Annotated in this window: 25 protein-coding genes; 8 read left to right on the top strand and 17 right to left on the bottom strand. The window is 48.5% G+C overall.

What is annotated here, in order from left to right; genetic code table 11:
- Positions 1-77: 77 nt before the first annotated feature.
- Both JQX58_RS12330 and JQX58_RS12325 read right to left on the bottom strand, forming a co-directional pair.
- Complete coding sequence (locus JQX58_RS12330; protein WP_204147166.1) at positions 78-2,660, bottom strand: TRAP transporter permease; 2,583 nt, start codon at positions 2,658-2,660, stop codon at positions 78-80.
- 84 nt (positions 2,661-2,744) lie between these two features.
- A complete protein-coding gene (locus tag JQX58_RS12325) occupies positions 2,745-3,713 on the bottom strand; it encodes a TAXI family TRAP transporter solute-binding subunit (RefSeq protein WP_204147165.1) in 969 nt (322 codons plus the stop codon).
- 342 nt (positions 3,714-4,055) lie between these two features.
- Here JQX58_RS12325 and JQX58_RS12320 point away from each other — a divergent pair, with 342 nt between their 5' ends.
- A complete protein-coding gene (locus tag JQX58_RS12320) occupies positions 4,056-5,789 on the top strand; it encodes a transporter substrate-binding domain-containing protein (RefSeq protein WP_239090336.1) in 1,734 nt (577 codons plus the stop codon).
- A gap of 7 nt (positions 5,790-5,796) precedes the next feature.
- Complete coding sequence (locus JQX58_RS12315; RefSeq protein WP_204147164.1) at positions 5,797-7,212, top strand: sigma-54-dependent transcriptional regulator; 1,416 nt, start codon at positions 5,797-5,799, stop codon at positions 7,210-7,212.
- Here JQX58_RS12315 and hmuQ read toward each other — a convergent pair.
- Entirely contained in the window at positions 7,209-7,511 is a 303-nt protein-coding gene (gene hmuQ, locus JQX58_RS12310; protein ID WP_204147163.1) for a heme-degrading protein HmuQ, read from the bottom strand. The genes JQX58_RS12315 and hmuQ overlap by 4 nt on opposite strands.
- Positions 7,512-7,668: 157 nt before the next feature.
- Entirely contained in the window at positions 7,669-8,880 is a 1,212-nt protein-coding gene (locus JQX58_RS12305; protein ID WP_204147162.1) for an MFS transporter, read from the bottom strand.
- A 121-nt stretch (positions 8,881-9,001) separates the two neighbouring features.
- On the opposite strand from JQX58_RS12305, the gene JQX58_RS12300 reads away from it, so the two are divergent.
- On the top strand, positions 9,002-9,910 hold the full coding sequence (locus JQX58_RS12300) for a LysR substrate-binding domain-containing protein (RefSeq protein WP_239090335.1): 909 nt from the start codon (positions 9,002-9,004) through the stop codon (positions 9,908-9,910).
- 91 nt (positions 9,911-10,001) lie between these two features.
- On the opposite strand, the gene JQX58_RS12295 is transcribed toward JQX58_RS12300, so the two are convergent.
- From JQX58_RS12295 to JQX58_RS12280, 4 genes are all read right to left on the bottom strand, one after another.
- The gene (locus JQX58_RS12295) at positions 10,002-10,274 is read right to left on the bottom strand and encodes a hypothetical protein (RefSeq protein ID WP_204147161.1); all 273 of its coding nucleotides are present in this window, start codon (positions 10,272-10,274) and stop codon (positions 10,002-10,004) included.
- A 51-nt stretch (positions 10,275-10,325) separates the two neighbouring features.
- A complete protein-coding gene (locus JQX58_RS12290) occupies positions 10,326-10,589 on the bottom strand; it encodes a PepSY domain-containing protein (RefSeq protein ID WP_204147160.1) in 264 nt (87 codons plus the stop codon).
- A 495-nt stretch (positions 10,590-11,084) separates the two neighbouring features.
- A complete protein-coding gene (locus JQX58_RS12285; RefSeq protein WP_204147159.1) occupies positions 11,085-11,372 on the bottom strand; it encodes a hypothetical protein in 288 nt (95 codons plus the stop codon).
- 469 nt (positions 11,373-11,841) lie between these two features.
- Positions 11,842-12,792, bottom strand: coding sequence for a hypothetical protein (locus JQX58_RS12280; RefSeq protein ID WP_204147158.1), 951 nt, complete (start codon positions 12,790-12,792; stop codon positions 11,842-11,844).
- 128 nt (positions 12,793-12,920) lie between these two features.
- Here JQX58_RS12280 and JQX58_RS12275 point away from each other — a divergent pair, with 128 nt between their 5' ends.
- Positions 12,921-13,385, top strand: coding sequence for an Lrp/AsnC family transcriptional regulator (locus JQX58_RS12275; protein WP_204147157.1), 465 nt, complete (start codon positions 12,921-12,923; stop codon positions 13,383-13,385).
- Positions 13,386-13,403: 18 nt separating this feature from the next.
- Here the strand turns inward: JQX58_RS12275 and JQX58_RS12270 are convergent, their stop codons facing one another.
- The 6 genes from JQX58_RS12270 to JQX58_RS12245 all read right to left on the bottom strand — a co-directional run bounded on the left by JQX58_RS12270 (position 13,404) and on the right by JQX58_RS12245 (position 19,150).
- Positions 13,404-13,754, bottom strand: a complete 351-nt coding sequence (locus JQX58_RS12270) for a hypothetical protein (RefSeq protein WP_204147156.1) — start codon at positions 13,752-13,754, stop codon at positions 13,404-13,406.
- Positions 13,755-13,798: 44 nt separating this feature from the next.
- Entirely contained in the window at positions 13,799-14,047 is a 249-nt protein-coding gene (locus JQX58_RS12265; RefSeq protein WP_204147155.1) for a hypothetical protein, read from the bottom strand.
- 146 nt (positions 14,048-14,193) lie between these two features.
- The gene (locus tag JQX58_RS12260) at positions 14,194-15,024 is read right to left on the bottom strand and encodes a hypothetical protein (RefSeq protein ID WP_204147154.1); all 831 of its coding nucleotides are present in this window, start codon (positions 15,022-15,024) and stop codon (positions 14,194-14,196) included.
- The gene (locus JQX58_RS12255) at positions 15,024-16,622 is read right to left on the bottom strand and encodes a cell envelope integrity TolA family protein (protein ID WP_204147153.1); all 1,599 of its coding nucleotides are present in this window, start codon (positions 16,620-16,622) and stop codon (positions 15,024-15,026) included. The genes JQX58_RS12260 and JQX58_RS12255 overlap by 1 nt, the downstream gene beginning before the upstream one ends.
- 2 nt (positions 16,623-16,624) lie before the next feature.
- Complete coding sequence (locus tag JQX58_RS12250) at positions 16,625-18,118, bottom strand: OmpA family protein (RefSeq protein WP_204147152.1); 1,494 nt, start codon at positions 18,116-18,118, stop codon at positions 16,625-16,627.
- 339 nt (positions 18,119-18,457) lie between these two features.
- A complete protein-coding gene (locus JQX58_RS12245) occupies positions 18,458-19,150 on the bottom strand; it encodes an META domain-containing protein (protein WP_204147151.1) in 693 nt (230 codons plus the stop codon).
- 455 nt (positions 19,151-19,605) lie between these two features.
- Between JQX58_RS12245 and JQX58_RS12240 the strand changes: the two genes are divergently transcribed.
- From JQX58_RS12240 to JQX58_RS12230, 3 genes are read left to right on the top strand one after another with little or no spacing between them, the layout of a single operon-like run.
- Entirely contained in the window at positions 19,606-20,127 is a 522-nt protein-coding gene (locus JQX58_RS12240; RefSeq protein WP_204147150.1) for a sugar dehydrogenase complex small subunit, read from the top strand.
- An 8-nt stretch (positions 20,128-20,135) separates the two neighbouring features.
- Positions 20,136-21,734: a GMC family oxidoreductase gene (locus JQX58_RS12235; protein ID WP_204147149.1), complete on the top strand. Its 1,599-nt coding sequence runs from the start codon at positions 20,136-20,138 to the stop codon at positions 21,732-21,734.
- Entirely contained in the window at positions 21,731-23,113 is a 1,383-nt protein-coding gene (locus tag JQX58_RS12230) for a cytochrome c (protein WP_204147148.1), read from the top strand. The genes JQX58_RS12235 and JQX58_RS12230 overlap by 4 nt, the downstream gene beginning before the upstream one ends.
- 138 nt (positions 23,114-23,251) lie before the next feature.
- Here the strand turns inward: JQX58_RS12230 and JQX58_RS12225 are convergent, their stop codons facing one another.
- The 3 genes from JQX58_RS12225 to JQX58_RS12215 form a co-directional block, all read right to left on the bottom strand.
- The gene (locus JQX58_RS12225) at positions 23,252-23,533 is read right to left on the bottom strand and encodes an XRE family transcriptional regulator (RefSeq protein WP_204147147.1); all 282 of its coding nucleotides are present in this window, start codon (positions 23,531-23,533) and stop codon (positions 23,252-23,254) included.
- Positions 23,526-23,873, bottom strand: a complete 348-nt coding sequence (locus JQX58_RS12220) for a type II toxin-antitoxin system RelE/ParE family toxin (RefSeq protein WP_239090334.1) — start codon at positions 23,871-23,873, stop codon at positions 23,526-23,528. The genes JQX58_RS12225 and JQX58_RS12220 overlap by 8 nt, the downstream gene beginning before the upstream one ends.
- 186 nt (positions 23,874-24,059) lie before the next feature.
- Positions 24,060-24,587, bottom strand: coding sequence for an outer membrane beta-barrel protein (locus tag JQX58_RS12215; RefSeq protein ID WP_204147145.1), 528 nt, complete (start codon positions 24,585-24,587; stop codon positions 24,060-24,062).
- Positions 24,588-24,829: 242 nt separating this feature from the next.
- On the opposite strand from JQX58_RS12215, the gene JQX58_RS12210 reads away from it, so the two are divergent.
- Positions 24,830-25,777, top strand: a complete 948-nt coding sequence (locus tag JQX58_RS12210; protein ID WP_204147144.1) for an LLM class oxidoreductase — start codon at positions 24,830-24,832, stop codon at positions 25,775-25,777.
- Positions 25,778-25,804 lie beyond the last annotated feature (27 nt).

Genomic DNA, 25,804 nt, shown 5'->3' with positions numbered 1-25,804 from the left:
TCTCATTGAAAACGCCCTACCCGTAAATAAAAAAACCGGGCACTAGGCCCGGTTTTTAATCGCTCAAGAGTTCAGCATTATGCCGTCGCTAAGCGCTTTTTCTGACGACGAATGATCCATAGAACTAACAAGAAAGCAGGAATAAAGAACCACTCTTTTGCCGGACGCTCATTGGCGACATCAAAGCCTGTGATTTCCCAATCAAAATCCAGCTGCATTTGCTCAGCATAGCCGCCCCAAGCTAGGTTATCGATATACACTTGGCCTTCCTCGGTACGCACTTCAAGCCCCGCCCCCTCAAATAAGCGGTCGCTCGCACTGCCCGTTTGTGTCAGTGGTAGATCGACGGTTTTTTCAATCCAACGACCATCTAGGTTTTCACCTTCTGCCGCAATGCGTACACTGTCCAAATTAGGGTGCTGCTCAATGTATTCCGTTAACTCGCTGCCTTCAAAGTGCTCATAAGGCGCGATCACTTGATCCAACCAAAAGCCTGGGCGGAACAAAGTAAACGCCACCAACAACAAGATCGCACTTTCCCAACGCTTACTGCGAGCAAAGAAATAACCTTGAGTCGCCGCGGCGAAAATCAGCATCGCCGCCAGCGCCACAATGAAGACAACCACCCCTTGATACCAAGTCACATCGATCAACAATAAATCCGTATTGAAGATAAACAAGAATGGCAGCAATGCGGTACGCATCGAATAGAAGAACGCCGTAAAGCCAGTTTTGATCGGATCACCACCGGACACAGCAGCCGCAGCAAATGATGCCAAACCGACTGGCGGTGTCACATCCGCCATGATACCGAAGTAAAACACAAACATATGAATAGCGATCATTGGCACAATTAAGCCAGACTGCGCGCCCAACTCCACTACAACACTTGCCATCAACGACGACACGACAATGTAGTTGGCCGTGGTCGGTAAGCCCATACCCAAGATCAGCGAGATCAAGGCCACCATCAGCAGCATGATGATCAGTACACCACCTGACAGCAGCTCAACAAACTCTGCCATCACCTGCCCGACACCCGTGAGCGTCACCGTACCGACGATAATGCCCGCGGTCGCCGTCGCCACACCGATACCGATCATATTGCGCGCGCCGGTGTTCAAACCTTCGATCAGATCCCAAGTACCTTCTTTAAGCTTTGAACCAAGACCTGATTGCTTACGGAACCAAGCTTTTAGCGGCTTCTGCGTCAGCAGTACAAACGCCATCAACAGACTCGCCCAAAACGCCGACAAACCTGGGGATTTGCGCTCTACCATCAAGAACCAAACCAGCACCACCAGCGGTACCAAGTAGTACAAGCCAGAGCGGTAGATATCCGCAAACACCGGCAATTTTACAATCTCGCCATTGCCATCACCCATATCTAAATCTTTGTTCTGCGCCGAGACGTATAAGAGCCCCAAGTAACCAAAGATCACCAGCGCCAACAAACCAATATTAGAAAAATCGCCCAGCAACCACTTGATGCCCAGCACCAAGTAATACAAAGCGCCCGCTAGGATCAGCATGCTCGATAAAATAATACCCGAGCGCAAGATCGCGATTTTCCAAGGGCGTGCAGGCGTCACACGTGGTAAACCACGCATATCGGCTTTTAGTGCCTCAAGGTGCACGATGTAAAGCAAAGCGATATACGAAATGGTGGCTGGCAAAAACGCATGTTTGACCACTTCAATGTAGGAAATCCCTACATACTCCACCATCAAGAAGGCTACAGCGCCCATCACTGGCGGCATGATCACACCGTTGACCGATGATGACACCTCTACTGCGCCTGCCTTTTCTGGGCTGAAGCCGACCTTTTTCATCAACGGAATAGTAAACGTACCTGTGGTCACCACATTGGCGATGGAAGAACCTGAGATCAAACCTGTCATCGCCGACGACAAGACCGCTGCTTTCGCTGGACCGCCACGCATGTGACCAAGCAACGCAAACGCCACCTGAATAAAGTAATTACCGGCGCCAGCTTGGTTAAGCAGAGCACCAAACAAGACGAATAAGAAAACAAAGCCAGACGACACACCCAAGGCGATACCAAACACCCCTTCGGTGGTCAGCCACATATGGGTCATGGCTTTTTCGAACGACGCCCCTTTCCAGCGTAGAATCTCTGGTAACCAAGACGAATCACCAAAGAACACATACAGCAAGAAGACAATCGCCACCATCATCAATGGCGGCCCTAACGAACGACGTGCCGCTTCAAGCGTCAGCAACAAACCTAGTCCTGCAACCACCAAGTCCATGGTGGTCGGTAAGCCTGGGCGCATGGCTAACTCGTCGTTAAATAAAAATAAGTAGGACGCACAAAACGCACCGACAATGGCAAAGCCATAATCGAGCCAAGGAATACGATGCGTTGGACTGCTACTAAACGCAGGAAACGCCAAAAACGCCAAGGTGACCGCAAACGCTAAGTGAATAGCCCGGGACTGAGTATCGTTTAAAAAGCCAAAGCCAAATTGCGATGGTAATGGCGAGCCGATCCAAAGCTGGAACAAAGACCAACAAAGCGGCAGTAAAAACAATAAGCCTAATGCAAATCGACCATGGGGCACCCGTTTACCGGTATCCGCCTCAGCGACCATTTCATTAAGCTTATCCGTGTCTAAGGAGTTGGATGAATTAGACATAGAAGATTCCTAAGCAAGAAAAGACTTGGAACAAAAAGCGCCGGAAAATCCAGCGCTTTAGAGGATCGTTTATTAAAGTAACGGTTACTTCAACAAACCTTGCTCACGGTAGTATTTTTCCGCACCTGGGTGCAGTGGCGCTACCAGCGAAGATTGCACCATTTCTTCAGGCTGAAGCGGCGCGAAGGCTGGGTGTAGACGTTTGAACGACTGGAAGTTCTCAAACACAGCCTTGGCCATTTGGTAGACCACTTTGTCAGACACTTCAGAAGACGTCACGATGGTCGCTTTCGGGCCGAACGTCACAACATCTTCAGGATTGCCGTTGTACATGCCACCTGGGATAACCGCTTGTGAGAATTCGCTGTGTTTCGCTTGAACGCTCTTCGCAACTTCACCATCTAGTGGGATCATGCGCACGTCACAAGTCGTTGTCGCTTCTTGAGCCGAACCGTTAGGTAGACCTGCCACGAAGATGGTCACGTCAAACTTGTCATCACACAGTGCTTGCGACATTTCAGATGATTTAAGCTCTGCAGCAAAAGCGAAGTCTTCGGTGGTCCAGCCTTTTTCGGCCATCAGTAGTTCCATCATAGAGCGGTTACCAGAACCTGGGTTACCGATGTTGACGCGCTTGCCTTCAAGATCGTCAAACGACTCAATGCCAGAATCCGCACGGGCCATCAAATGGATTGGCTCTGGATGCAAAGAGAAGACAGAGCGTAGCTCAGGGAAAGGATTGCCTTCGAATTGGTTTTTACCATTGATCGCGGCCGCTTGCACATCAGACTGCGCCACACCAAACTCTAACTCACCCGCACGGATGCTGTTGACGTTGTAACCCGAACCGCCTGTCGACTCTACCGAACAACGAATACCGTGCTCTTTGCGGTCTTTGTTAATCATACGACAGATAGAGCCGCCCGCAGGGTAATAAACGCCTGTCACGCCGCCTGTACCGATGGAAACAAATTGTGTGTCGTCTGCCATCGCTAGAGTGGTAGCTGCTGCGAAGCCCGCCGCTAACGTGGTTTTAAGCATGATGTTTTTCATTGAGAATTCCTCGTTGTGTCGATTTCTTGTTATGAGATTGTCAAAATCATGGTGGAACATCGCAAATAGGATGCCAACTCATTAAAAACAATCTAACCTATTGAAATTTAAGAACTTTAATATTTTCCATGTCGCACCCACAGGTACAAGGCGTTATAACTATAGTTATAGAATCAGCGATAATCCATCCCTTTTTAACCCGAGAAATACGCTATTTACTTGGCTAGCGTCAGCCTTATAACGAATCTTATACTTATAACTTTTGTTATAGGCATTTGACTTCACTCTGGCGCGTTGACTTCTCATCCCGCGCGAATCTCGCTAAGATGCCTAGCCACCGTCTTGTCTGCTTGGTTAACTATGCTATTGCGCCCATTTATTGTTCTATCCTTACTCATCTGCTCTTCCCTGCTGGGCGCAGCGGAACGCGTGGCGATCCCCGAAGCCTCACAACCGCGTGTTATCCATATTGCCGCGGATTACAACTATCCACCTTACGAGTTTCTTGATGACGAAGGTCAACCCGCAGGCTATACCGTAGAACTCAGTTACGCCATTGCTGAGGTCATGGGCTTTGAAATCGACCTCACTATGACCGATTGGCAAAGCGCTTACGCAGGCCTAATGGACGGCACATACGATGCATTACAAGGCATTGCTTATTCGGACCAGCGCGCTGAGCAAATTCTGTTTTCGTCGCCACACTCAATCGTCAATCAATCGTTATTTGCCCGCAAAGACGGCCCTCATGTAGACGACATCATGCAGGTAGCTGGCTATGAAGTGATCGTGCAAAACGCCAGTGTGATGCACGAATACCTAAAACGCTTCGTACCCGATGCCAAGATTATTCCGATGCCGACTCATTCAGCGGCGTTACGCCTACTTGCCTCCGGCCAGCATGACTTCGCCCTGACCGCTAATCTGCCATCACTTTATTTAAGCCAAGAAATGGGGTTGAGTAACTTAGAACCGATCGCGCGACCTGTCGCAGGCCAACGCCTAGGGTACGGCGCACTGCCCGAAAATGAAGACATTTTGGCGCTTTTTAGCGAAGGGTTGGCAATCCTTAAAAACACTGGCAGACAACAAGCGATTTACGATAAATGGTTAGGCACCTTGGATCAGCCATCGCGCCTGCAGTGGAAAACGCTTGGCCAGTATGCGTTTTATAGCAGCTTAATTCTGCTGTTCGTTTTAGGCGGTAGCGTAATTTGGAATGCCATGCTGCGTAAAGAAGTGGAACGCCGCTCTCAACAACTGAAAGCCCAACAAGAACAATTGATCCAAGCAGATAAAATGGCGTCCCTAGGGGTATTAGTCTCAGGGGTGGCTCACGAAATCAACAACCCAACAGGCTTGTTACGACTCAATTTGCCCATCCTGCAATCCGCCTGGGAAGATGCCCTGCCCTATTTAGATGAAGCCAACGAAAACCATCAAGGCATCATGCTGGGCGGCCTAAGCTATCATCGCTTAAAAGATGAAATCCCCTACCTATTAAACGAAATGCAACAAAGCACCGATCGCATCCGCAATATCGTGGATGACTTAAAAGACTTTGCCCGTGAACAACCAGACGAAATCTGGCAAGAAGTCGATATCAACCAAGTGGTTGAAACCGCCGTGCGCCTTGTCGATAAATCGATTCGCACCGCTACTGAGCAATTCAGCTTACAACTGGCCAGTAGCCATCCCATCATTTTGGGCAACGCCCAGCGCATTGAGCAGGTGGTGATTAACTTGATTCTCAACGCGTGTGACGCGTTAACTGACTCACAGCAAGCGTTGAGCGTACACACCGCAATTAGTTTAGACAGCCGCGAAGTCTATATCATGATTCAAGACCAAGGCTGTGGTATCGAAGCACAGGACTTAAAACGCTTAACCGATCCATTTTTTACCACCAAACGTGAGCAAGGCGGCACAGGCCTTGGCTTATCGGTTTCCGCTGGTATCGTCAAGGCGCATCAAGGCTACTTATCCTTTGACTCTTCTATCGGTCATGGCACGACCGTCACCGTTGCGTTTCCTGCTCACAGAGAAACGACGACCTTAGACTCACACTCATCCTAGGCAGATTATGAACACGACAGTTTACCCACAATTTAAGATTTTACTGGTCGATGATGAAGCGTCATTTCTGCGCAGCATGTCACTGACGCTAGAGCGCTACGGCTTAAATAACTTAGTCACCTGCCAAGATCCACGCCAAGTCAAAAGCTTGGTCGAAGAACACACCATTGGCTTGGTGTTGCTCGATCTGACCATGCCTACTTTATCGGGCCAAGAGCTACTTGAATGGTTCACCCAAGAACACCCTGACATCAGCGTGATTATCTTCAGCGGCCTAAACCAAATAGATGCCGCGGTAAATTGCGTCAAGCAAGGGGCGTTTGATTATCTGGTGAAAACCACCGATCAAGAACAGATTTTAGAATCGATCAAGCGCGCCATTCACACCCAAGAGCTGAGTCTTGAAAACCAAGCTCTACGGGCGCAACTGCTGTCGAGCGAGCTTAATAAAGCCGATCACTTTACTGGCTTCATCACCGCTAATAATAAGATGATGTCGACGTTTCGTTACCTCGAATCCATCGCGCCGAGCACTCAACCCGTACTGATTACCGGTGAAAGCGGCGTTGGCAAAGAACTGATTGCCGGAGCCATTCATGAACTGAGTGGTCGCAAAGGGCCGTTGGTAACGGTCAATGTGGCAGGGCTTGATGACAACATATTTTCCGACACCTTATTCGGCCATGCGCGCGGCGCCTTTACTGGTGCCGATAAGGTGCGCCAAGGGCTCGTCGAAAGTGCCGCGGGCGGCACTCTGTTTTTAGATGAGATCGGCGATTTGAGCGCCAGTTCGCAAGTCAAACTACTTCGTCTTTTGCAAGAAGGCGAATACTACCCGATCGGCAGCGATCGACCAAAACGCATCCAAGCGCGAGTGATCGTGGCCACCCATCAAAACCTAGTGGAGCAACAGCAACAAGGGCATTTTCGCAAAGATTTATACTACCGCTTGCGAACCCATATGGTGCACATTCCGCCCTTGCGCGAGCGCTTGAATGATCTGCCATTGTTGCTGGATCATTTTATGCGCCAAGCCTGTGACGAATTAGAACGCCCTTATCTGACCATCCCTAATGGTTTGGCGCTACAGCTACAGACTTACGCCTTCCCTGGTAACGTACGCGAACTTAAAGCCTTAGTGTACGATGCCGTCAGTCAAAGCAGTGATAGCTTGTTGACCACATCGGTGTTTCAGCAACTACTGGGCGCAGCAAAATTAGACGCTCCCGATAGCTTACTTGGCTTTCAGGACGATCAGCCACTGCCGACCTTAAACCAGGCCTGTAAGCTATTGGTAGAAGAAGCGATGAAGCGCGCCAACCAAAACCAGTCTTTGGCGGCGCGGATGCTCGGCATCTCTCAGCCAGCGCTGAGCAAACGCTTAAAAAACATGAAAGAAGAAAACGATCAAAGCGGGGCTTAAAGCACCGCTTCGAAGCATTCTAGCTGCGGCGGCCCCATGTAAATCTCTTTGCGGCTGCCCGCATTGGCGTGGGCTTTACGAAACGCCTCCGACTTAGTCCAACCTTCAAACGCCTCGCGTGATTCCCACACCGCATGGGACGAAAACAAGGTGTACTCTTCAGTGGTCGCGCCTTGCAGTAGGTTAAAGCTCTTGAACCCAAGCACTTCGTGCAGATACGAATCACGCCCTTTCCAGATATCGATAAACTCTTGCTCGCATCCTAGTTTGATTTTAAAGCGGTTCATGGCAATAAACATACGACCCTCTCTTTAGCAGATAAATAAGTGTTTAGACTCTTAGATCATGGCGACGAAATGGCCACTTTAAAGATGCCAAGCCGCCTTAAACATAAAAAAGCCCGAGCGCTAAGCAAAGCAACTCGGGCAGGTGGAAGCTTTTAAATCAGTCGCTTGATTAGCAGGCTTCTAACGTAGGTGTTGGTGTTGTGGTTTTACGGCCTGACAAGTACACGTAAGCGGCGATAAAAAACAACACGATGCCCATCGCAGCAATCAACCAATACACATTGAGCAAGGTGCCAGTCTTATCATTGATCACGCCCGCCAATAAGTTACCTAGCGCACCACCCATACCAAAGGTCACCATGCCGATGCCATTGATTTGCATGGTTGCTTTAGAGCTGTATTGCTTGCTGACCCAGCCCGCTACGATGCCCCAAATTGGGAAGTACATCAGACCGTAACCAAAGCCTGCCAACATCACAAAACGCGCTGGATCGTAAGTAAAAGCGATCAAACCTAGAGCGAAAGCGCCAAAAATTGTCAGTAACGCTACGCCATGACCTCGCTTATCCGCTAGCTTACCAACAAAGAAACCTGCCACCATGCCAGTAAAACCAATCACACTCCAAGTGTAGCCACCCAGCGCTGGCGGTAAATTTAGTTGTGCCAAAAAGGTGTTCAACCAAGTAGAAAACGTCATGGTTGAAAGGCCCACTAAAAACAATACCAAGCAAGACAAGAAAGCGGTGCGTTCACGCAATACGGTCTTAAACAGTTTGCCTGTGGTCATCGCTTCTGGTGCAAAGGTTACTTCGATGTCTTGCTCTTGGCTTTGTGCACGTAGGCGCTTTAATAGATTCAACGTGGCAAACAAGGTTACTAAGCCCAATGCCGACGCCACCATCCAACCACTGCGCCAACCAAACATTGGCACGACTAATAGGATAATCAAACCATTCAAGCTGTAGCCCCAAGCGGTACCACTGGAGGCGATCGACAAGTTAGTTGCCGTGCGATCCAAACGGCCCAGGCTAGTGGTCAACTCCACAATACCGCCCCAACTGATCGCGGCACTCGCTGCCATCACCGTCAATACGGCGATCATAATCATTGGGTTATCTAGCCACGCCATGGTAAATAGCAAACTCGAAGTCAGCACACCGGTGGCAATCAATAAACGTCCTGAGTCTAGGCGATGACCAATCACCCCTAAAATCATCGCGCCGGCCAAATAAGACAGCTGCGTTAAAGCACCGGCCGCGGCCAAATACCAACTGCTGATCTCAATCGACTCCTGCATCAGCGGCAAAATAGCCGCGAATAAAAACAGGCCGAAGCCATGACTGATCACCTGATTAAAACCAAACGTCATTGCCATGCGCATCTCAACACTCCTAGCTCGTATCGACATTAAAAGAATGACAGCTGTGCTGCCGATGAGAGGATAATAGACCCTTGCTTTTGTTCGGTAAATCGATAAAAATTCAATTCTACGTTCAACTTTATTGAAAACTGAAGCCATGCACGATTTACCGATTAATTTATTACGTACTTTTATGGTCGTGGCAGACACCTTGAACTTAACCGAAGCCGCGAAACAGCTACATAAAGCGCCTTCCACGGTCAGCATGCAACTGAACCGTTTAGAGGACTTAGTGGCCAATCCTTTAATGGAGCGGGGCCAACACGGTGTACGCTTGACCGCAGCAGGCAATCAACTGCGTACTCATGCTCAGCAGCTTCTGAACCTGCACGATCAGATCGTCGGTTCGTTTCAAAACATGGACATCGATGGCGTGGTTCGTTTAGGCACCCATGATCAATACGCCAGCCGCACCCTTGCACCGATTTTGCAGGACTTCATCATTAGTTACCCAGAAGCACAGCTAGAGGCGTTTTGTGATTATCGCCCTAATCATTTAGTAGAGCTGATGGACAAGGGCAAACTGGATATTGCCCTAGTGGAAATGGTGGCGGGGAGCGAAGGCGGCATCCGCTTACGCCGCGATGAACTGGTATGGATCGGTAGCCAAGATCACTTTGTGCATACCCAGGCGGTATTACCGCTGGTGGTGTTCGATGAAGGCTGTAAGCACCGCCAGTACGCTTGCGAAGCACTCGATAAGGCAGGCATTGCTTACCGCATTGCCTTTACCAGTCAAAGTCGTGCAGGCGTGCTAGCCGCAGTGCGTGCAGGTATTGGCATCGCTATTGTGCCTTTTCATACCCTAGAGGATGATTTGGTGATTCACCGCGAGCTCCCAACCCTGCCGGATATGGAAGTCACACTTTTTACCTCCCCCAAGGTCAACGAAGCCACTCGACGTCTTGAGAAAATCATTGTTGATAGCCCTGTTTTTAACCCTATGAGTGTTGAGGCAAACCAAACCCTATCAGCGGTCGCGCCTACCTGATTACGGCGCTTTAGAAAAAACCAACAAAAAGCCCCGATAAGGAATCCTTATCGGGGCTTTTTATGCTCAGTTAACCGACAAAACGACTTTCTTAGTTGGCTTCGTTAGTAACTGTGTTACGTTCTACATCAAATTGATTTTCTAACGCATCAACTTTGGTCTCATACGCCTCAAGCTTTTGGTTGATTGGCGCAGATGTGTTGTAGTTCACATTAGGATTGGTTTCGATCTGCTCTGAAACTTGCTGAGCATTCGCTTTCGCATCTAGGTAGTTATCCAACAGATGGTTCTCATCGCTTGAAGCGAAACCTGCTGATGCTGTCAATGCTAATGTGGCTGCAATGGCTGTCGTTTTAATGTTCATGGTGCTCTCCTTTTCTCTACTTAGTGACAAGGGATTTGGCAAGGCCAAATATTAGTTTTCAAGCTTCAAATCATTGAGCGTATCGCGTAGCTCATCATTTTGGTCTTCGACCATATCTAGCTTGCGTGAGACGGGAATGGCGCGATCAAGATCTAATTCATTCACTTCATAACCCATGGTTTCAAGCTGCGCTGACAAAGAAGCATTGCTCGCTTGTGCCTTGCGCAAGTCATCGCGAGTCTCTTCAGCAAAACCTGCAGTAGAGATGGTCGCAGTGGCCAAAAGTGCCGTGGTCATGGTTAGTAGTTTTTTCATCTTGAACCTCCTATATAAGGTCTCTTTATTTTTCGTGGCAAAGCATGTTGCCGATCGATGGGTTAAATATTAGCCACTCAAATCGGAGAGCGAAAGAGGCTCATGGCCCATTCCAAAGTTCTTCCCCGAAGCGATGAAATACGCATAATTGCGCCGAACACGCAGCGATAATGCATCCATTGCACATTCTATAAATATTCCAATTAAAGTGATAAGAAGCATCCACACTAGAGCTTTTTATCACTTCCAAACACATGCCTCATAACGCAATTGTGCAGCCCCGATCACATCTTGCGCTGTTTTCGTGCATAGACCATCGAATTTAAATGTCTGGCTGGCTTGGCACTTACTTAATTCAGATCACTTACCTATGGCTTACTAATGAGTCTTGCTTCTAGCGGCTAACCAGAACAAAACAAAGCAGACAAAACAAAGCCCCGATGGCTGATGCCAATCGGGGCTTCGTTCACTCGGCTAGAGTATCAGGGTTGAAGCTTAGTTAGCTTCAGTTGTCACTGTGTTGTGCGCAACATCGAACTGGCTTTGTAGCTCAGCTAGTTTGTCTTCGTAAGCATCTAACTTAAGTGTTAGTGGTGTTGGGTTGTTAAACTCAACGTTGGCATCGTGCTCTACACCCATTGATTCAAGCTGTGCTGAAATCGCTTTCACATGTGCTTGTGCATTTAGGTAATCTTCTACAAGGTTGTTTTCGTCGCTAGAAGCGAAAGATGTAGTTGCTGTTAGAGCTAGAGCTGCGATCAATGCTGGAGTTTTGAAGTTCATACTATTCACCTTTTTATCTATGGGCTCAAACCGGATGTGGTGAGCGCCTTGTCTGTCATGCAGTGGACTCTGTTTGATGTCCGCTGCGCTTCGATGAGATGAATATTAGCGCCCCCTAAAAATAAAAAAAGAGCTTAGAAAAGCGTTCCCAAATGCTTACTACAAGTAGAGAAATGCGTCTAAATAGCCGCTAAACGCACCAATTTAGTAATACTAGCCATATTCCCAAACAAACCGTAAAAAATGTCAAATACACAGCACCTATTCGTCATACATTAAGTACAGAAAAGCTTAATTCTTGCTTCTTTTGACACTAACCATTCACTAGTGCGGCAATAATGACCTTATTATGTATTAAAATGAAATAGTAAAACCGCCCTCTCTTTCATAATTGACATCAAAGAAATAGAACATGATCAATCAATCTTTTCGATACATTTATAGGTCATCAAACTGACATCAAGCTTTGTTACTGAGAATCTAAGGCGGCAAGGCGCTTATTGACGAACGATAACCGCGCCAAAATACCGATCACCACTAATGCAAAGACTAAACGCGCCCACAACACACCGGATAAATCCGCTCCTAACAGCATTACCAGCATAGTGTCTTCTATTACGCTGTGACACAGACTTAAAAAACCAATGGTCAAGAAAATATCTCGTCGACTAAGGCGCCCAGACTCTGCTTCTTTAATCAGCAACCCCGCCCCAAAGGTCAATCCCAGTACAGCACCAATCACCGCGACATTGGCCGCTTCTTTGCCGATGCCAAGCATGCGCAGCACCGGATATAGCAGCATGTGAACTAAGCGCTCAATACCCAACACGCGTAATATCTGCAGCAGCGTCATCAATGTCAAAATTACCACGTACACTGAGGCTAAGGTTTTTACTTGCCCCAACGCCCACGCCAGTAAGCTAGGATCTTGGCTTAAGGCAGGCTGCCACAATAATTGACTTGGCTGCTGCAAAAGATCGAAGTACTGATACACATGGTGCAACAAACAGCCCAACACCAAAGCGCCACCAAAACGCAACGCAATGGTTACCCGCCAACCCACGCCCATACGCTTGGCAATCGCACCTTCTACTGGCAAAGCGTGGGACAGCAATGCCAGCACGCCTAAAACTGTGACCTGCGCCACACTTAAGCTTTCCGAGACGCCCAGGTTAAAAAACACAATCATGCCAGCATAAATATTGGTCAGTATGAGTGTGGCCCAGACAATGCCCAGCTCATCCGGTAGCCCTACTAATTGCATCAAGGGGGATAACAGCTGGCCAAATAGATCAATACCGCCAAATGATTCAAGCGCTTTGACGATCAATAAGGCTGGAATCATGACCTTTAATAAGGTCCAGTAAACGCGTACGGATTCCCGCACCAATGCCACACTGGCGTGATAAAACTTGTTCATGGTCAAAAGCTCAATTGCGATAGATTAGGCCGATATTCTAAAACACAGCGACGAAATAATTTCTCTTTAATAGCTTAAGACAGCCTGATAAATTTGTTTTTTAAGCAATTTAAGAAATATTATTAATCATGGCAGAGTTAGACAACATTGATCGTAATATCTTAAGGCAACTGCAACAGGACAGCCGCCTTACTAACGTACAACTGGCCGAAGTTGTCGGTCTGTCGCCGCCCGCCTGCTTAAAGCGCGTCAAACGACTCACCAATGAGGGCTACATTGCCCGTCAAGTAACTCTACTTGAGCCCAGCAAGCTTGGCCCTATGCTGCATATGGTGGTGGAAGTATTTATGGAGCGCGATCACAAGCACTTGTTTCAAGCGTTTGTACAACGCGTACAGGCAACGCCAGAGGTGAAGCAGTGTTATCAGGTCACAGGAGAAGTGGATTTTGTCTTAGTGGTGATGGTGACAGATATGGTGGCCTATGAAGCATTATGCGACCGTTTACTCTATTCAGACACCAATGTGCGTAAGTTTCGCACACTGATTTCTATGAAGCGTGATAAGTTCGAAACTGCCATTGATTTGCCCTGACAGTTTCGAAGACTATGCTTAGCGAATCCAAGAGCCGACGACCTTGACCTCATCGTCGATGGTTTTCAAATACAGCATAGCAAGATACTCACCTTCAGCTTTAGAGCTTAACTGTTTAAACAGCACCAGCACATGATCCGTCTGACGCAAAATGCCCATATACTCAGGCTGCTCAATCAATGAGGTAAACAATTTGCTGTATTGCCATTGATGCTCCACCATGGCACGGGCTTGATCGGTGACGGATTCTGCCGCCATGTGTTTGGCAAACAGCGCCCAATCTTTACTATTGGACCCTTTGATCATGTCATCCCAAATGGCTTCAGCCAGCACGCGAATGTCTTCATCTGAGCGTTGTACAATATCCATAACCTGATTCCCCATCTTTGCTGAGCTGTGCGTGTATCTGCTAATTAATGTGTTTTACTTGGACCGTTACGCACCAAGTCTTTACCGTTTTCAAACACTTCTTGTGATACCCAACGCCCTAATAGTAACTGATGGTTATTGTCCAGCACCGCTACAAACGGACGACCGTCAGAATTATTGGTCGCCAACGCCACGCCAGCAGGGTTATTCAGGCCGAAGGCGCCACTTTCAACCGCCAACAAAAACGACTCCAACTCTTCTAGGGTATCAATTACTTCATTATCGTTAATCATCAAACACTCTCGATTGTCGCGTAAAACGCGTAGCATACCAGCTCTCAAGCAACGGCTGAACCGTGTTAACTAGATTTCACCAACACAAAAAAAATCGCCCATAGGAGTACCTATGAGCGATTTCTCGTACTAGCAGAGTAAGACGACTACTGAATATCCGTCAGCAGTTGCGGTGCGCCAAATTTCACCAGCTGACCGCCCGCTTGAGCAATCACCTGCTGCCAAAAAGACTCCAGTGAACGCATCGCCGCCTGAGAAGAATACGCTTTACCGCCCTGTACATAGCCGCCACCAATCACGAACACATCGGCGTTGTTTAATGCTCCCTGTGGAATGATATCGGCAAACTTAGCAAACTCTTGGCTCGCATCGATCGGTCTTACGTGACCTTGGCTATAAAAGCTTGAAACATCGGAGTTTTCGATCATATCAGACACCAAAATCAAAATGGTGCGCTCCGATTGAATATCTGCAAACACGTCTTCTGAAACGGTTAGCAAAGAGCCAACCAGCTCCGTTTTAGGGTAATGCTGACTGCTGTCGTGAAACGAGCCTTTTAGCTGCTTGTGCACCAGCTCAATTGCTTTGGTGCTTTGCATTGCCATGCAGTTATCAAACTTATTCAGGGCTAGGCGATTGGCAGCGTTGCGTTGATCTTGTGCTAACGTTTGATCAAACTGCCCATCAAACGTGACATCGGTATAGCGCCCTTGAGCGTTGGCAGAAAACGATACGATGCGAATACGATCGCCAGGCTCAACCAATTGCTGAACTTGGCGGTGCACCGTCTTTTTCAGCTTAGTATCAAGGTTCACCGTTTGATCCACCATTACCACAATATCCCGTAGTGGCGTGGCAGGCTTCATGTCCGTGATCTGCGCATAATCGTAGCAAGATTTAAGATCATCGCGCGCCTCACTGGCGAAGGCCAATTGACTCGCCAACGCCATCATGCCCAATACAAGTGCTTTTTTCATTACAGCTTTCCTTCTGCTTTAAGCTTGGCCATGATGCGTGCTTTTTGCTCTTCAGGAGTTTCCTGCTTTGCTTGCTGCGCTTCTTCTAACAATTGGCGTTCAATTTCTGCATCAGAAGCGGCTTTTGCTTCCGCCAAAAGCTGGCGCTCTAATTCATCATCCGATACCGCATCTGTGCTTGGCGCACTAACGGCTGATGCGACCGCTGCGGCAGCTGCCATCGGTGCCTCAGCAACCGTTGCTTGGGTCATGATGCTGGAGTGTTCTTGTTCGTGACCAAGAGTGGTACGTGCACGTCGATTACGACTAGCCAAAGACTGATCACTGTCTTGCTCCACGTAATCCCAAAATGTACGACCTGCTGCGGTGTTAATCAGCACATCAACACTGCTGTTCATGGTTTCACCGCTCAGCTTTTTCGCCATACGTGATTGCAATTCACTCAGGGTTTTCTGGGCACGTTGCGCGATGTTGTTGGCCGCACTATCCATGGCCATTTCATATTGGCTCTTAGTTTTGTACTTATGAGTGCTCTGCCAAGCAGTTTTTGAGTGCTTGCCAACAAAACCATATTTGTACGATACCCAAGTCGCAAACGCCTGCAACACTAAGAACAAGATCGCCAACATACCAAATGTTGCCCAGCTACCTTCTTTAGTCGCCTGACAGATTTCTGTTTCACCACGCTCACGGGCTTCTGTCGCGGCTTGCTGCGCTGCTTGTGGTGGTGGCGGTGTATCGCTGTACAAAGCATCTAAACTAAGACCGCCGGCAGCACTTGCAGCACTTTCACCTGGAATACACATCACATCCTGAGTTTGCGCTACTTGTAGCGTTTTTATACGCACAAACGTAATGATGATACCGATGGCCACGATGGCGATCACCGCCGCAATCGTAAAGGTATGCTTTTTCACCGGCGAGTTAACATCAAGACGGTACAGACGACGCATGTAATTCGGCTGATTATCATCAGAGAAATCTTCGATGTCGTAGTCGAATTGGATCGCATCAAGCGTTTTCGGGCGCGTTTCCGGACTGTCTGCTTTCCAGTTATTACGGATGCGGCCTAAAATGCCATTGCGGTAGATTTCATGGCCCATCAAGTGCGTTAAGAACGCTAGAATCACCGCAAAGGCAATCGCCACGATCCACGTCATCACCACGCGTGTGTTTTCAGAGGCACTTAAGTCAATAAAGCCACTCATGGTATAGCTGAAACCCCAGGCTTCTAATACCAGCACGGCAAATAAGCCTATCATCATGATCGCTGCTAAAGGTTTGCGACCCGATTCACCGACAATAGACAGATACTTTTTACAGGCTTCGTAATAATCACCGTCTTTATGAATCTTACCGTACAGTTCATTGTAATCTTGACAAACTGCCGACTCAGAATGAAACCACTTATCTTTTACATCAGGATTTTTAGCGAGCTTACGCAGCTTACCAAATAAGAAGTTATGGTATTTAACGCCTTTCCACCATAATTTGACGGCGTCCCAATTGGTGTAAGCGATATAAAATAAAATTGCTAACGTTGCCGCGATGACTACTAAAATATCGCGATAAGCACTTATCAAAGAAATTAAGTCCATTTTTAACCTTTCACTAAATTCAATTTGAATGCTTTGACCATTAAATCACGGTCTTGTTGATAAATTATTGCATTGGCTTTGGTCGCTGTATCACCATCTAATGAATACACCACATCGGTACATTTCATTAAAGCATCATCATCTTTGGCGTACATTCTGACCAATACCGCATTTTCACCGCGGTAAGTTTCGACATTAACAGGGTACTCATAGTCAGGCTTAAGAGCGGTGCCGTCATAGTCTTTATAGAAGCGCAAAACAGGCATGTGCGTTGGCGCTAAGGTATCGCTGCTCATGCCTACAGGGCCCAGCGTCACACCGGTCTTTTCGGCCATTCCAAACCAAGTCGTGCCATACAAATTAGTAACACTGTCCGCCACTTTGGTTTGTTTAGCCGCAATTTTACGTCCGGTGTAGGTTTTCAAATAAGACTGCGCCACCGGCGCCGTGTAAGCACAACTTCCTAATAGCGGTGATTCATCAGCAATGGCTTGAGAAAAGAATGAGAAGCCATAATCTTGCTCCACTTCGCCCAACGCTGCGGTCACATAATTGGTATCAAAGCTGTCCAAAGGAACACCGCCCAGTGCCAGTGATTCATTGCTTCGATGAGTGATTGAAACCTTCGGCTCGGGTAATTGAGTGATAGGCTGAGTCGACCCTTTTTGCACTGTTTTGGTTGGCAAATTATTGGTGACATTCTCAAGACGTGTTTTCTTAGCCGCAGCGACTTGAACAACCTGCTCATCAGAAACCGTCTTTAGTTTCTTGGCTTTATTTTGCTCAGAGACAAATACATCGACCAATTCAAAACGTCGGTTTTTGGCTTTACCTAATTCGGTTTCATTACTGGCAATCGGCTGAGATTCGCCGACCCCTTCGTACAAAAGATTCTCAGGATTGGCACCGACAGCGACTAATTGATCAGCAATAAAGCGTGCACGCTGCTCAGATAAACGCTGGTTATAGCTCGCTGAGCCGGAGCTATCTGTATGACCCACTACATAAATTTTTGAGCCTTCGGCCAGCCCTTCGACATAACCTTTTAAAAAGAAGCGTAGGCTTTTTAGTTTTTGGCGATCGGTAATTTTTGCTTTGCCTGAGGCAAATAATGGTCGATCACCCGCTAACGAAACTTGCGAGGCCACCACATCATCGGTGGCATCTTTGGAAAAGCCTGCCCCTGTTTTATCATTGACAACGATGCGTTCAAATTCGGGTTTAAGCTCGCTTTCTTCTGCGAGCTTTTTTAATTTCTCTTCACGATGATCCAGATAAGAACCAACGCCACAGCCAATCAAACCACCCGCAACACCGCCGACCAAAATGCCGCGTGCATCGCCGGTACTCAGGTAACCCACAGCACCACCTAATAACGTACCGCCAACACAACCCATTACGGTTTTAGACGTATCAGCCAGCGAGGCACAACCAGAAAGCATAATGGGAGTTGTTGCGGCCAAGGCAACAGAACAATAGAGTTTTGAGCGTTTCATCCTCATTCCTTTTAAGGACTGCCATTTCTTAAACAAGAGTGGACAAATGTAATTAGCAAATCCTGCCAAGGAGAATGAAGACGCGTAGAAGGGGAAAAATCATCCTTAATCGGGCTTATTGAGGCAGAGCAAAACCACGCTCTAAAGTAAGCCATTCTTATCATCCCTGACAGAAAGCTTACATTACCCCAATTTAAGATGCTGCCCAAGCATTTTGAGCATTAAAAGTGGAGAAAAATCAAAAAATATCTATATAACCAACATCCATTTGAGCATATCAATTTTCCCTAATTTAGATTCTCGGCTTGGGCTTTATTAACAGCCTAAAAGCCAAGATAATTAACCAGCACGCTGACACTCAAAACGACGCCCAGCTGATTCAAACATAGCCTCGTTGCCATGCTCCCAAAAGCTCACCTCACCTTCTCCGTATTTCGCGCCCGAAGCGCTCGGCACGGTCGATAAAATAAGCATTTGATCGGCCACAGAAAGCTCTACAACGCCCTCGCTTACTGGACGAATGCCCACCTCTCCAGCCGTACCGCATCGAAATTGACGCATATTTGTCTGATTAGATTGAGACGTTGCGGCAGCACTCGCTGACACCATTTCGATCATCTTGAGGCGTGGCTTGCCTTGTCGGTCTTCTGCGATCAACCACGTATTGGCCAAGCGCTCAAACGCGACCGTTTCATGTAAAGCGTCTAAAAAGCGCTGCTCTTGTTTCATCAAGGCTGGCGTACAGGCCATTTTGGTCGAGATCGCTTGCTCGATCATGATGGTGTCGCCCTGCTCCGTCATCGTAGCGCTGTAACGGTTACAGCCCGCCATGCCTGCGACGCGCTGATCGCCACTAAAGTTCATAGTGATATGGGAGCTGTCGATAATGCCACCTTCATCAATGCTTTCAACACGCCATTGTCCTGAAAGCTCAGAAAGTGACACCGACTCTGTCGCTTGCGATGCTGTCGGCTGTTGAGCACAGCCAGTTAAGGCAGCCAAGACAGCTACCAATGTCCAATTCTTATTCATTATGTTGTCCTATATGTGTCATCCCTAATGACAAAGCTAAAGAAAACCAAAGCTAAAGAACATTATGTCTGACTAGGCTTCACATGACATCCTTTTACCTTACAGCTTGTCTGCACGATTGTTTAGCGCCCAGCCAAATAGGACGGATCAAACCCTGAACGACTGTGTAAATTTGCGGGCTTTGTCGGTAAGAACCTTGTAAATACCTTTGATCAGGCTAACCTTCGCCTTAACTGCACATATCTACTATAACTAAGCAGAGTAAGTCGCAAATAACGTTCTAATTCACCTCTTCAAAAGCAGCTTGTATGCCAGAATCATGCTGTACGATGAATAATCAAGTGAAGTTTAGAGCGCCATTTGCCCCTTAATGCGTTATCTACTTAACGAGAGAAGAATGACGTGTAGTGTTCCAGCTCACTGGCACACTCAAAGTCATCTAGGACCCCACTCACATGTCTCAATACAAAGAAAAAGCAGGTATAAGCCGTCGTGGTTTTCTAACCGCCAGTGCGGCACTTAGCGGCTTGACACTTGTGCCATTTGCCAGCCAAGCCCAAGCAGCCGCCACCGATGCAAAAGCATTTAACGCCTTTATGGCGTTATCACAATTGATCACCGCCAAGAGCGATTTAAACCCAGCTCTAGCCGACACCATTTATCTGTCGCTCGCACAACAGGATGAGGATTTTGCCGCACGCATCAAAACCCTTAATGCCTTTGTCGCTGATCACAACCTCACAAGCGCCAACCTACAAGCACGCCTAGACGCCGAACAACCCGACGTGGCCGACTTACCACGCAAGCTTGCTAAAGCCTGGTTCCAAGGCATCGTTGGTGAAGGCAAAGCCGCTAAAACCATTTCCTACAGCGACAACACCCTGATGTATGCCGCGGTCGCGGATGTATTAGCCCCACCGAGCTACGCCCTAGGTGCCTACGGCATCTGGTCAAGCAAACCACCACAAGACGTTTAGGAAACAACATGGCGACTACACAAACATCTGCTGACGTTGTCATCGTTGGCGCAGGCATCGTCGGCTCTTTGATGGCCGAAAAAATTGCTCAACAAGGCTTATCGGTCTTGATCCTAGAATCCGGTCCAAACATCGACCGTAACCACGTGGTGGCAAAATTCCGTCATGGGGTCGATAAAGGCGATTACATGGCGCCGTACCCATACAATGATTGGGCACCAGAGCCACGCAAATTTAACGACTACTTCCAAAACGAAGGCCCTGTACCTTACTCTGCGTCTTACATTCGTGGCGTCGGTGGTACTACTTGGCACTGGGCGGGCATGGCTTGGCGCTATGTTCCGAATGACTTCAAGCTAAAAACCCTATATGGCGTCGGTCGTGATTGGCCATTTAGCTACGACGATCTAGAGCCTTTTTACTACGAAGCCGAAGTCAAAATGGGCGTATCTGGCCCAGAAGACAATGGCTCACCGCGTAGCAAGCCCTTCCCAATGCCAGAGCTAGCGCCATCTTGGGCCTTATCGCGTGTACGTGATCGCCTAGAAGGCATCGGCTATAAAGTCATTGGTAACACCGCTGCCCGTAACAGCCAAAACTACGATGGCCGCCCTGCCTGTGTCGGCAACAACAACTGTATGCCCGTGTGCCCAGTGGATGCCCAATACCACGGCGGTATCTCAGCACAATCGGCGAAACAAGCCGGCGTCAACATCATCACCGAAGCCATCGTGTACAAGATCGAACACGCCAAAAACAGCGATAAGATCGAAGCGATCCACTACTACACGCCCAACAAAGACAGCTTCCGCGTCACAGGTAAGACTTTCGTACTGGCCGCCAACGCCATCGAAACACCTAAACTGATGCTGATGTCAAAGAGCGACCGCTTCCCGAACGGTATCGGCAACAGCAACGACATGGTCGGCCGTCATCTATGTGACCACCCACGCGCCAAAGTCAGCTTTGAAGTAGACGAGCCAATCTGGCCAGGCCGTGGGCCGATGAGTGAATACTCGATCCAAAGCGAGCGTGATGGCGAATGGCGCAGCGAATCCGCCGCGTTTCGTATCGATTTTTCCAACACCAACCCAGTGCGTGGCATCACCGATAAACTGATCAAACAAGGGGTCTACGGCGAAGAACTTGAGCAGCAAATCCGCCATAAATCTGCCCACTCAATGGGTATGAAAAACATCGTTGAGCAACTACCGGATCCGAATAACCGCGTTATGCTAGGCGACCGCTTGGATACCTTGGGCATCCCAAATCCGAAGTTCTATTACTCGGTGTCGGACTACACTCGCCGTGGTAACGCTCGTGCCCGTGAGATTTTCACCACAATTGCCAAACGCTTAGGCGCCAAAGAACTAAGCTTCTCTGCCGAAGATAAATTCAGTCTGGCCAACCACATCACCGGTACTTTAGGTATGGGCGATGATCGCGCGACCACTGTGTGTAACGGCGAAGGTCGTAGCCACTTCCACGACAACCTATTCCTAGCCGGCACGGGCGTTTTACCAACGGTTGCCACCGTTAACTCAACGCTTACAGCCGTGGCAGTGGGCCTACGTACCGCAGAATTCATCATCGAGGACTTAGTATGAAACACTCAGTAATGCTTTCATCAGCACTGGTGCTTGGTAGCATGCTAAGCCCAGTGGCGTTGGCTGTCTCAGCCGACCAAGACCTGATCAAACGCGGTGAATACCTAGCCACTGCGGGTGACTGTGTCGCTTGTCACACCGCCGAGCACGAAGGTAAACCGTTTGCTGGTGGCCTTTCAATCGATACGCCTCTGGGTCACATCATCTCGTCTAACATCACACCGTCTAAAGACGGTATCGGTGATTACAGCTACGAAGATTTCGACCGAGCCGTACGCCAAGGTATTCGTGCCGACGGCAACAATCTCTACCCAGCCATGCCTTACACGGCTTATGCCAAAGTCACTGACGAAGACATGCAAGCACTGTACGCCTACTTCATGCATGGCGTGGAGCCGGTAGACGGCAAACCTGAGGCAACCGAACTGCCGTTTCCATTCAACATCCGTGAATCCATGGCCGTGTGGAATGGTTTATTCCTTGATGATGAACCTTTTACGCCCGACCCAGATCAGAGCGATGAATGGAACCGTGGCGCTTACCTCGCCCAAGGCTTAACGCACTGTGCCACTTGTCACACGCCACGTAACCCACTGATGGCCGAAGACAGCGGCAAAGCCTTAGCCGGCGCCAGCTTAGGTACTTGGTACGCGCCAAACATCACCAGTGATGACAACAGCGGCATCGGCACTTGGACGCATGACGACATCGTTAGCTACTTAAAAGCAGGTTACGCACCGGATAAATCTCAAGCCGCGGGGCCAATGGCAGAAGCCATTTCCCACTCGCTACAGCACTTATCCGATGAAGACCTCAGCGCCATCGCGGTGTGGCTCAAAACCGTGCCAGCGGTCAGCGATGCCAACGACACGCAACCGTCGGAAAGCTACGGCCAAGTCAACGACAATATCGACTCGGTATTTCTTGAAGACGTGCCTGCCAGCACAGCAGACATGAGCGGCGCCCAGCTATACAACGCCGCCTGCGCCAGCTGTCACCAAGCCGACGGCACTGGCAACAACGGCTTACCGTCACTGGTCAACAACACCGTTTTAGGTCGTCAAAACACCGACAACGTCGTTATGGCCATCCTGGAAGGCGTGCAATACCGCAACCATATCGAAGAAAGCCACGGCACCAACATGCCAGCGTTTGCGCACGAGTTTAACGACGAACAAGTGGCGCGCGTCTCCAACTACATCCTAAGTGAATTTGGCCGTGAAGAAGTGGCCGACATAACCGCCGATGAAGTCGCCGTCCTGCGCAGCGGCGGCCCCGCTTCCCCACTTCTGCCACTGGCACGCTGGGGCATGGGCATCGGTGCAGTGTTCGTACTTGGCTTGATTGCTTGGTTCCTACGCCGAAAGCGTAAAGGCTAAACCGCGCTAACTGAAATGCAAAAGCCCCTGCACCACAAGGTACAGGGGCTTTTTACTAGCACTTAAAAGGGGTTAGATTCCAGCTCTGCCGAAGTCAAGTTAAGCATCGGTAGCGCTGAAATCTGACCCCTTACTATTTTAAGACAGCTCTATTCTTAGTGTCTTTCCCAACGCCTTGGCCGCGTTGTCTAAGGTATGCAATGTAACTGAGGTGTTATTGGGATCAAGCAAACGGTCAAGCGCTGAGCGACTAGTGTTCATTAGCTTAGCCATCTTACTTTTTGATAGATGTTCTTGCTCAATCTTTTGCTGAATTTCCCATGCGATCACTCGTTTGATGGCGACGGCGTTGGTTTCTGCCAGTGTGCCAGACGCCTCTAAGAAATCATCGAATGAAGAGCCAATATGTGAGTTAGCCATTTTCTACCTCTTTTTTACGCTTGTTGGCCAGCTCTAAGTCTGACTTAGGAGCTTTTTGGCTTTTCTTAATAAAGCCATGAAGTAGCACTAACGCTTCATCATGGAAACAAAACAGTATTCTAGCAATACGTCCATGCGTTAGGTCTGTTCGGACTTCCCAAAGCCCCTTCCCCAACGAGCGACATATTGGCATGCCGACCGGCCAGCCATATTCCACTGTTTTGATATCATTACCTATCTCTGTTCTATCATGCTTTTCCAGTGACAAGAGCCAGTCTCTTACCGGCTCAGTCTGATTTTTGTTGCGATAGAAACGAGCCGAAATCCTTTTCCGATTCATAGATATCTTCCATCTTATTTGTACCATTATTGGTACAAAACAAGTTTAGTATTAGAATACTTTTTAATCAATCAGAAATTGCTCAAGAATAAAACTTAACTTCAAAACGCAAAAAGCCCCTGTACCACGTGGTACAGGGGCTTTTTACTAGCACTTTAAAAGGGGTCAGATTCCAGCCCTGATCAATCAATAAAACCCGATTTTGAGCGATGCGCCGATCAGGTCGGTACCTTCCAAATTCTCGTAAGCAAGCTCTAGGTCTGCATTAGGCGCCACTTTAAAGCCTGCGCCAAAGCCAAGCCCCAGCTCATGATCGCTGTCAGATACCGAGCCGTTATCACCGCGAATGGTGAAACCACCGTGGGCAAAAGTCGGATTAGCGAACACGTATAGCTGCTGGTTGATATCAAACTGGCCTTTTAGTGAGAGAGCAATAAATTCATCCAGCTCAACATCCAAATCTTGGCTATTGTAGCGCGCCGTGTCATCACCGATGCCCAAGCCAACGCGCACTTCTGGCACTAAGCTAAATTGCTGTGTCACACGGTGCTTATAACCTAAAGAGCCAAACACGCCATGCAGCGTCACATCTTGACCACTGAACTCTTCGTTGTAATGCAGATAACCAAAGCCGCCCACTAAATTGTCTATCGGCGCAGCCAAAGCAGACGTACTTGCCGCAGCTACCGCGGCTCCTAGTAATAACTTTTTCATGTTTTATTCCCTTAATTAAGCCAACACCTAAAGGTAATGAATCACTTGTAGAAGTACTTCATTGTATACATAAACACTAGAGACATGCGCGCATTTTGCTTGCAAAAACTAGCATCTAATCGTCTAACTCATAAGGTCACTGTAGAACCAAATTCGCCAATCTATAGACACTGAAGCCGATTATCTTATTAGTAGATTCCCCTACACTAGCGTCAATTCAATTTACTGAGCTAGGAGTCTGTATGTCTACCTCTGAAATGCCTGCGAGCTTTACCCGTGTTTTTGCCGAAGACCAGCTCACCATTGGTTTGCTGACGCCGCTTGAGGCGTATCCCAATAGTCCATTCCCTACCCTTAAACAGCATCAGCGTATGGCCCAGCTAACTGAGCAAGCAGGCTTTGCCAGCATTTGGTTACGTGATGTGCCGTTTTACGATCCCAACTTTGGTGATGCGGCGCAGATGCTGGATCCATTTGTCTACGCCGGTTATATGGCCGCAGTGACCGAGTCGATCACCCTAGGCACTGCTGGAATTGTACTGCCGCTGCGTGATCCGATTCATGTGGCTAAGCAAGCTGCCTCGGTCGACCATTTGACCGACGGTCGCTTTGTCTTGGGTTTATCGACGGGCGATCGCCCAGTGGAGTATCCAGCGTTTGGCGTTGATTTTAACGAACGTGCCGAGCGCTACCGTGACTCGGTGGAGCTGATGAACACCCTACATCAGCAATCTTTCCCGAGCTTTGCTAGCCAGTATGGTGGTGAATTACGCGGAAACTTGGATATGCACCCCAAACCTGTCAACGGTCGAGTACCGATGATGGCGGTGGGCCGCTCGCGCCAGCCGATCGATTGGCTAGCACAAAATATGGACGCTTGGATTTGGTCGGTAGACGACGAAAGCGCCATCCAAGAAATCGTCGCGACCTTAAAAGCCGCCGCGGGTGAACGCACTCCGACACACTACGGCTACGCCACGTTCTTTGACTTAGACCCCAACCCAGACGCGCCTTATCAGCGTTTTTATAATGTTGTGCGCATTGGTCGCAAAGCCCTGATCGAGCGTTTACAGCATCATCGTGAGCTGGGCGTGCGCCATATCGCAGTCAATCTCAAGCCCTCCCGCCGCAGCGCCGAATCTGTGATCGATGAGATGGGCGAGTTCATCCTACCTGAGATCAATCGTTGACAGGTGTAAAGGGAGTCGTCAGCATGT

This window comes from Marinomonas ostreistagni (assembly GCF_016888445.1).
GTDB lineage: Bacteria > Pseudomonadota > Gammaproteobacteria > Pseudomonadales > Marinomonadaceae > Marinomonas > Marinomonas ostreistagni.
This window is presented reverse-complemented; position numbering and strand designations above follow the sequence as displayed.

Coding starts and splice junctions, on each gene's coding strand:
- JQX58_RS12250 (WP_204147152.1), bottom strand. CDS start 18,118: ATGAAACGCTCAAAACTCTATTGTTCTGTTGCCTTGGCCGCAACAACT.
- JQX58_RS12265 (WP_204147155.1), bottom strand. CDS start 14,047: ATGATTAACGATAATGAAGTAATTGATACCCTAGAAGAGTTGGAGTCG.
- JQX58_RS12305 (WP_204147162.1), bottom strand. CDS start 8,880: ATGCGCATGGCAATGACGTTTGGTTTTAATCAGGTGATCAGTCATGGC.
- JQX58_RS12240 (WP_204147150.1), top strand. CDS start 19,606: ATGTCTCAATACAAAGAAAAAGCAGGTATAAGCCGTCGTGGTTTTCTA.
- JQX58_RS12255 (WP_204147153.1), bottom strand. CDS start 16,622: ATGGACTTAATTTCTTTGATAAGTGCTTATCGCGATATTTTAGTAGTC.
- JQX58_RS12260 (WP_204147154.1), bottom strand. CDS start 15,024: ATGAAAAAAGCACTTGTATTGGGCATGATGGCGTTGGCGAGTCAATTG.
- JQX58_RS12330 (WP_204147166.1), bottom strand. CDS start 2,660: ATGTCTAATTCATCCAACTCCTTAGACACGGATAAGCTTAATGAAATG.
- JQX58_RS12245 (WP_204147151.1), bottom strand. CDS start 19,150: ATGAATAAGAATTGGACATTGGTAGCTGTCTTGGCTGCCTTAACTGGC.
- JQX58_RS12290 (WP_204147160.1), bottom strand. CDS start 10,589: ATGAAAAAACTACTAACCATGACCACGGCACTTTTGGCCACTGCGACC.
- JQX58_RS12315 (WP_204147164.1), top strand. CDS start 5,797: ATGAACACGACAGTTTACCCACAATTTAAGATTTTACTGGTCGATGAT.
- JQX58_RS12215 (WP_204147145.1), bottom strand. CDS start 24,587: ATGAAAAAGTTATTACTAGGAGCCGCGGTAGCTGCGGCAAGTACGTCT.
- JQX58_RS12225 (WP_204147147.1), bottom strand. CDS start 23,533: ATGGCTAACTCACATATTGGCTCTTCATTCGATGATTTCTTAGAGGCG.
- hmuQ (WP_204147163.1), bottom strand. CDS start 7,511: ATGTTTATTGCCATGAACCGCTTTAAAATCAAACTAGGATGCGAGCAA.
- JQX58_RS12270 (WP_204147156.1), bottom strand. CDS start 13,754: ATGGATATTGTACAACGCTCAGATGAAGACATTCGCGTGCTGGCTGAA.
- JQX58_RS12230 (WP_204147148.1), top strand. CDS start 21,731: ATGAAACACTCAGTAATGCTTTCATCAGCACTGGTGCTTGGTAGCATG.
- JQX58_RS12325 (WP_204147165.1), bottom strand. CDS start 3,713: ATGAAAAACATCATGCTTAAAACCACGTTAGCGGCGGGCTTCGCAGCA.
- JQX58_RS12295 (WP_204147161.1), bottom strand. CDS start 10,274: ATGAACATTAAAACGACAGCCATTGCAGCCACATTAGCATTGACAGCA.
- JQX58_RS12275 (WP_204147157.1), top strand. CDS start 12,921: ATGGCAGAGTTAGACAACATTGATCGTAATATCTTAAGGCAACTGCAA.
- JQX58_RS12220 (WP_239090334.1), bottom strand. CDS start 23,873: ATGAATCGGAAAAGGATTTCGGCTCGTTTCTATCGCAACAAAAATCAG.
- JQX58_RS12280 (WP_204147158.1), bottom strand. CDS start 12,792: ATGAACAAGTTTTATCACGCCAGTGTGGCATTGGTGCGGGAATCCGTA.
- JQX58_RS12210 (WP_204147144.1), top strand. CDS start 24,830: ATGTCTACCTCTGAAATGCCTGCGAGCTTTACCCGTGTTTTTGCCGAA.
- JQX58_RS12235 (WP_204147149.1), top strand. CDS start 20,136: ATGGCGACTACACAAACATCTGCTGACGTTGTCATCGTTGGCGCAGGC.
- JQX58_RS12285 (WP_204147159.1), bottom strand. CDS start 11,372: ATGAACTTCAAAACTCCAGCATTGATCGCAGCTCTAGCTCTAACAGCA.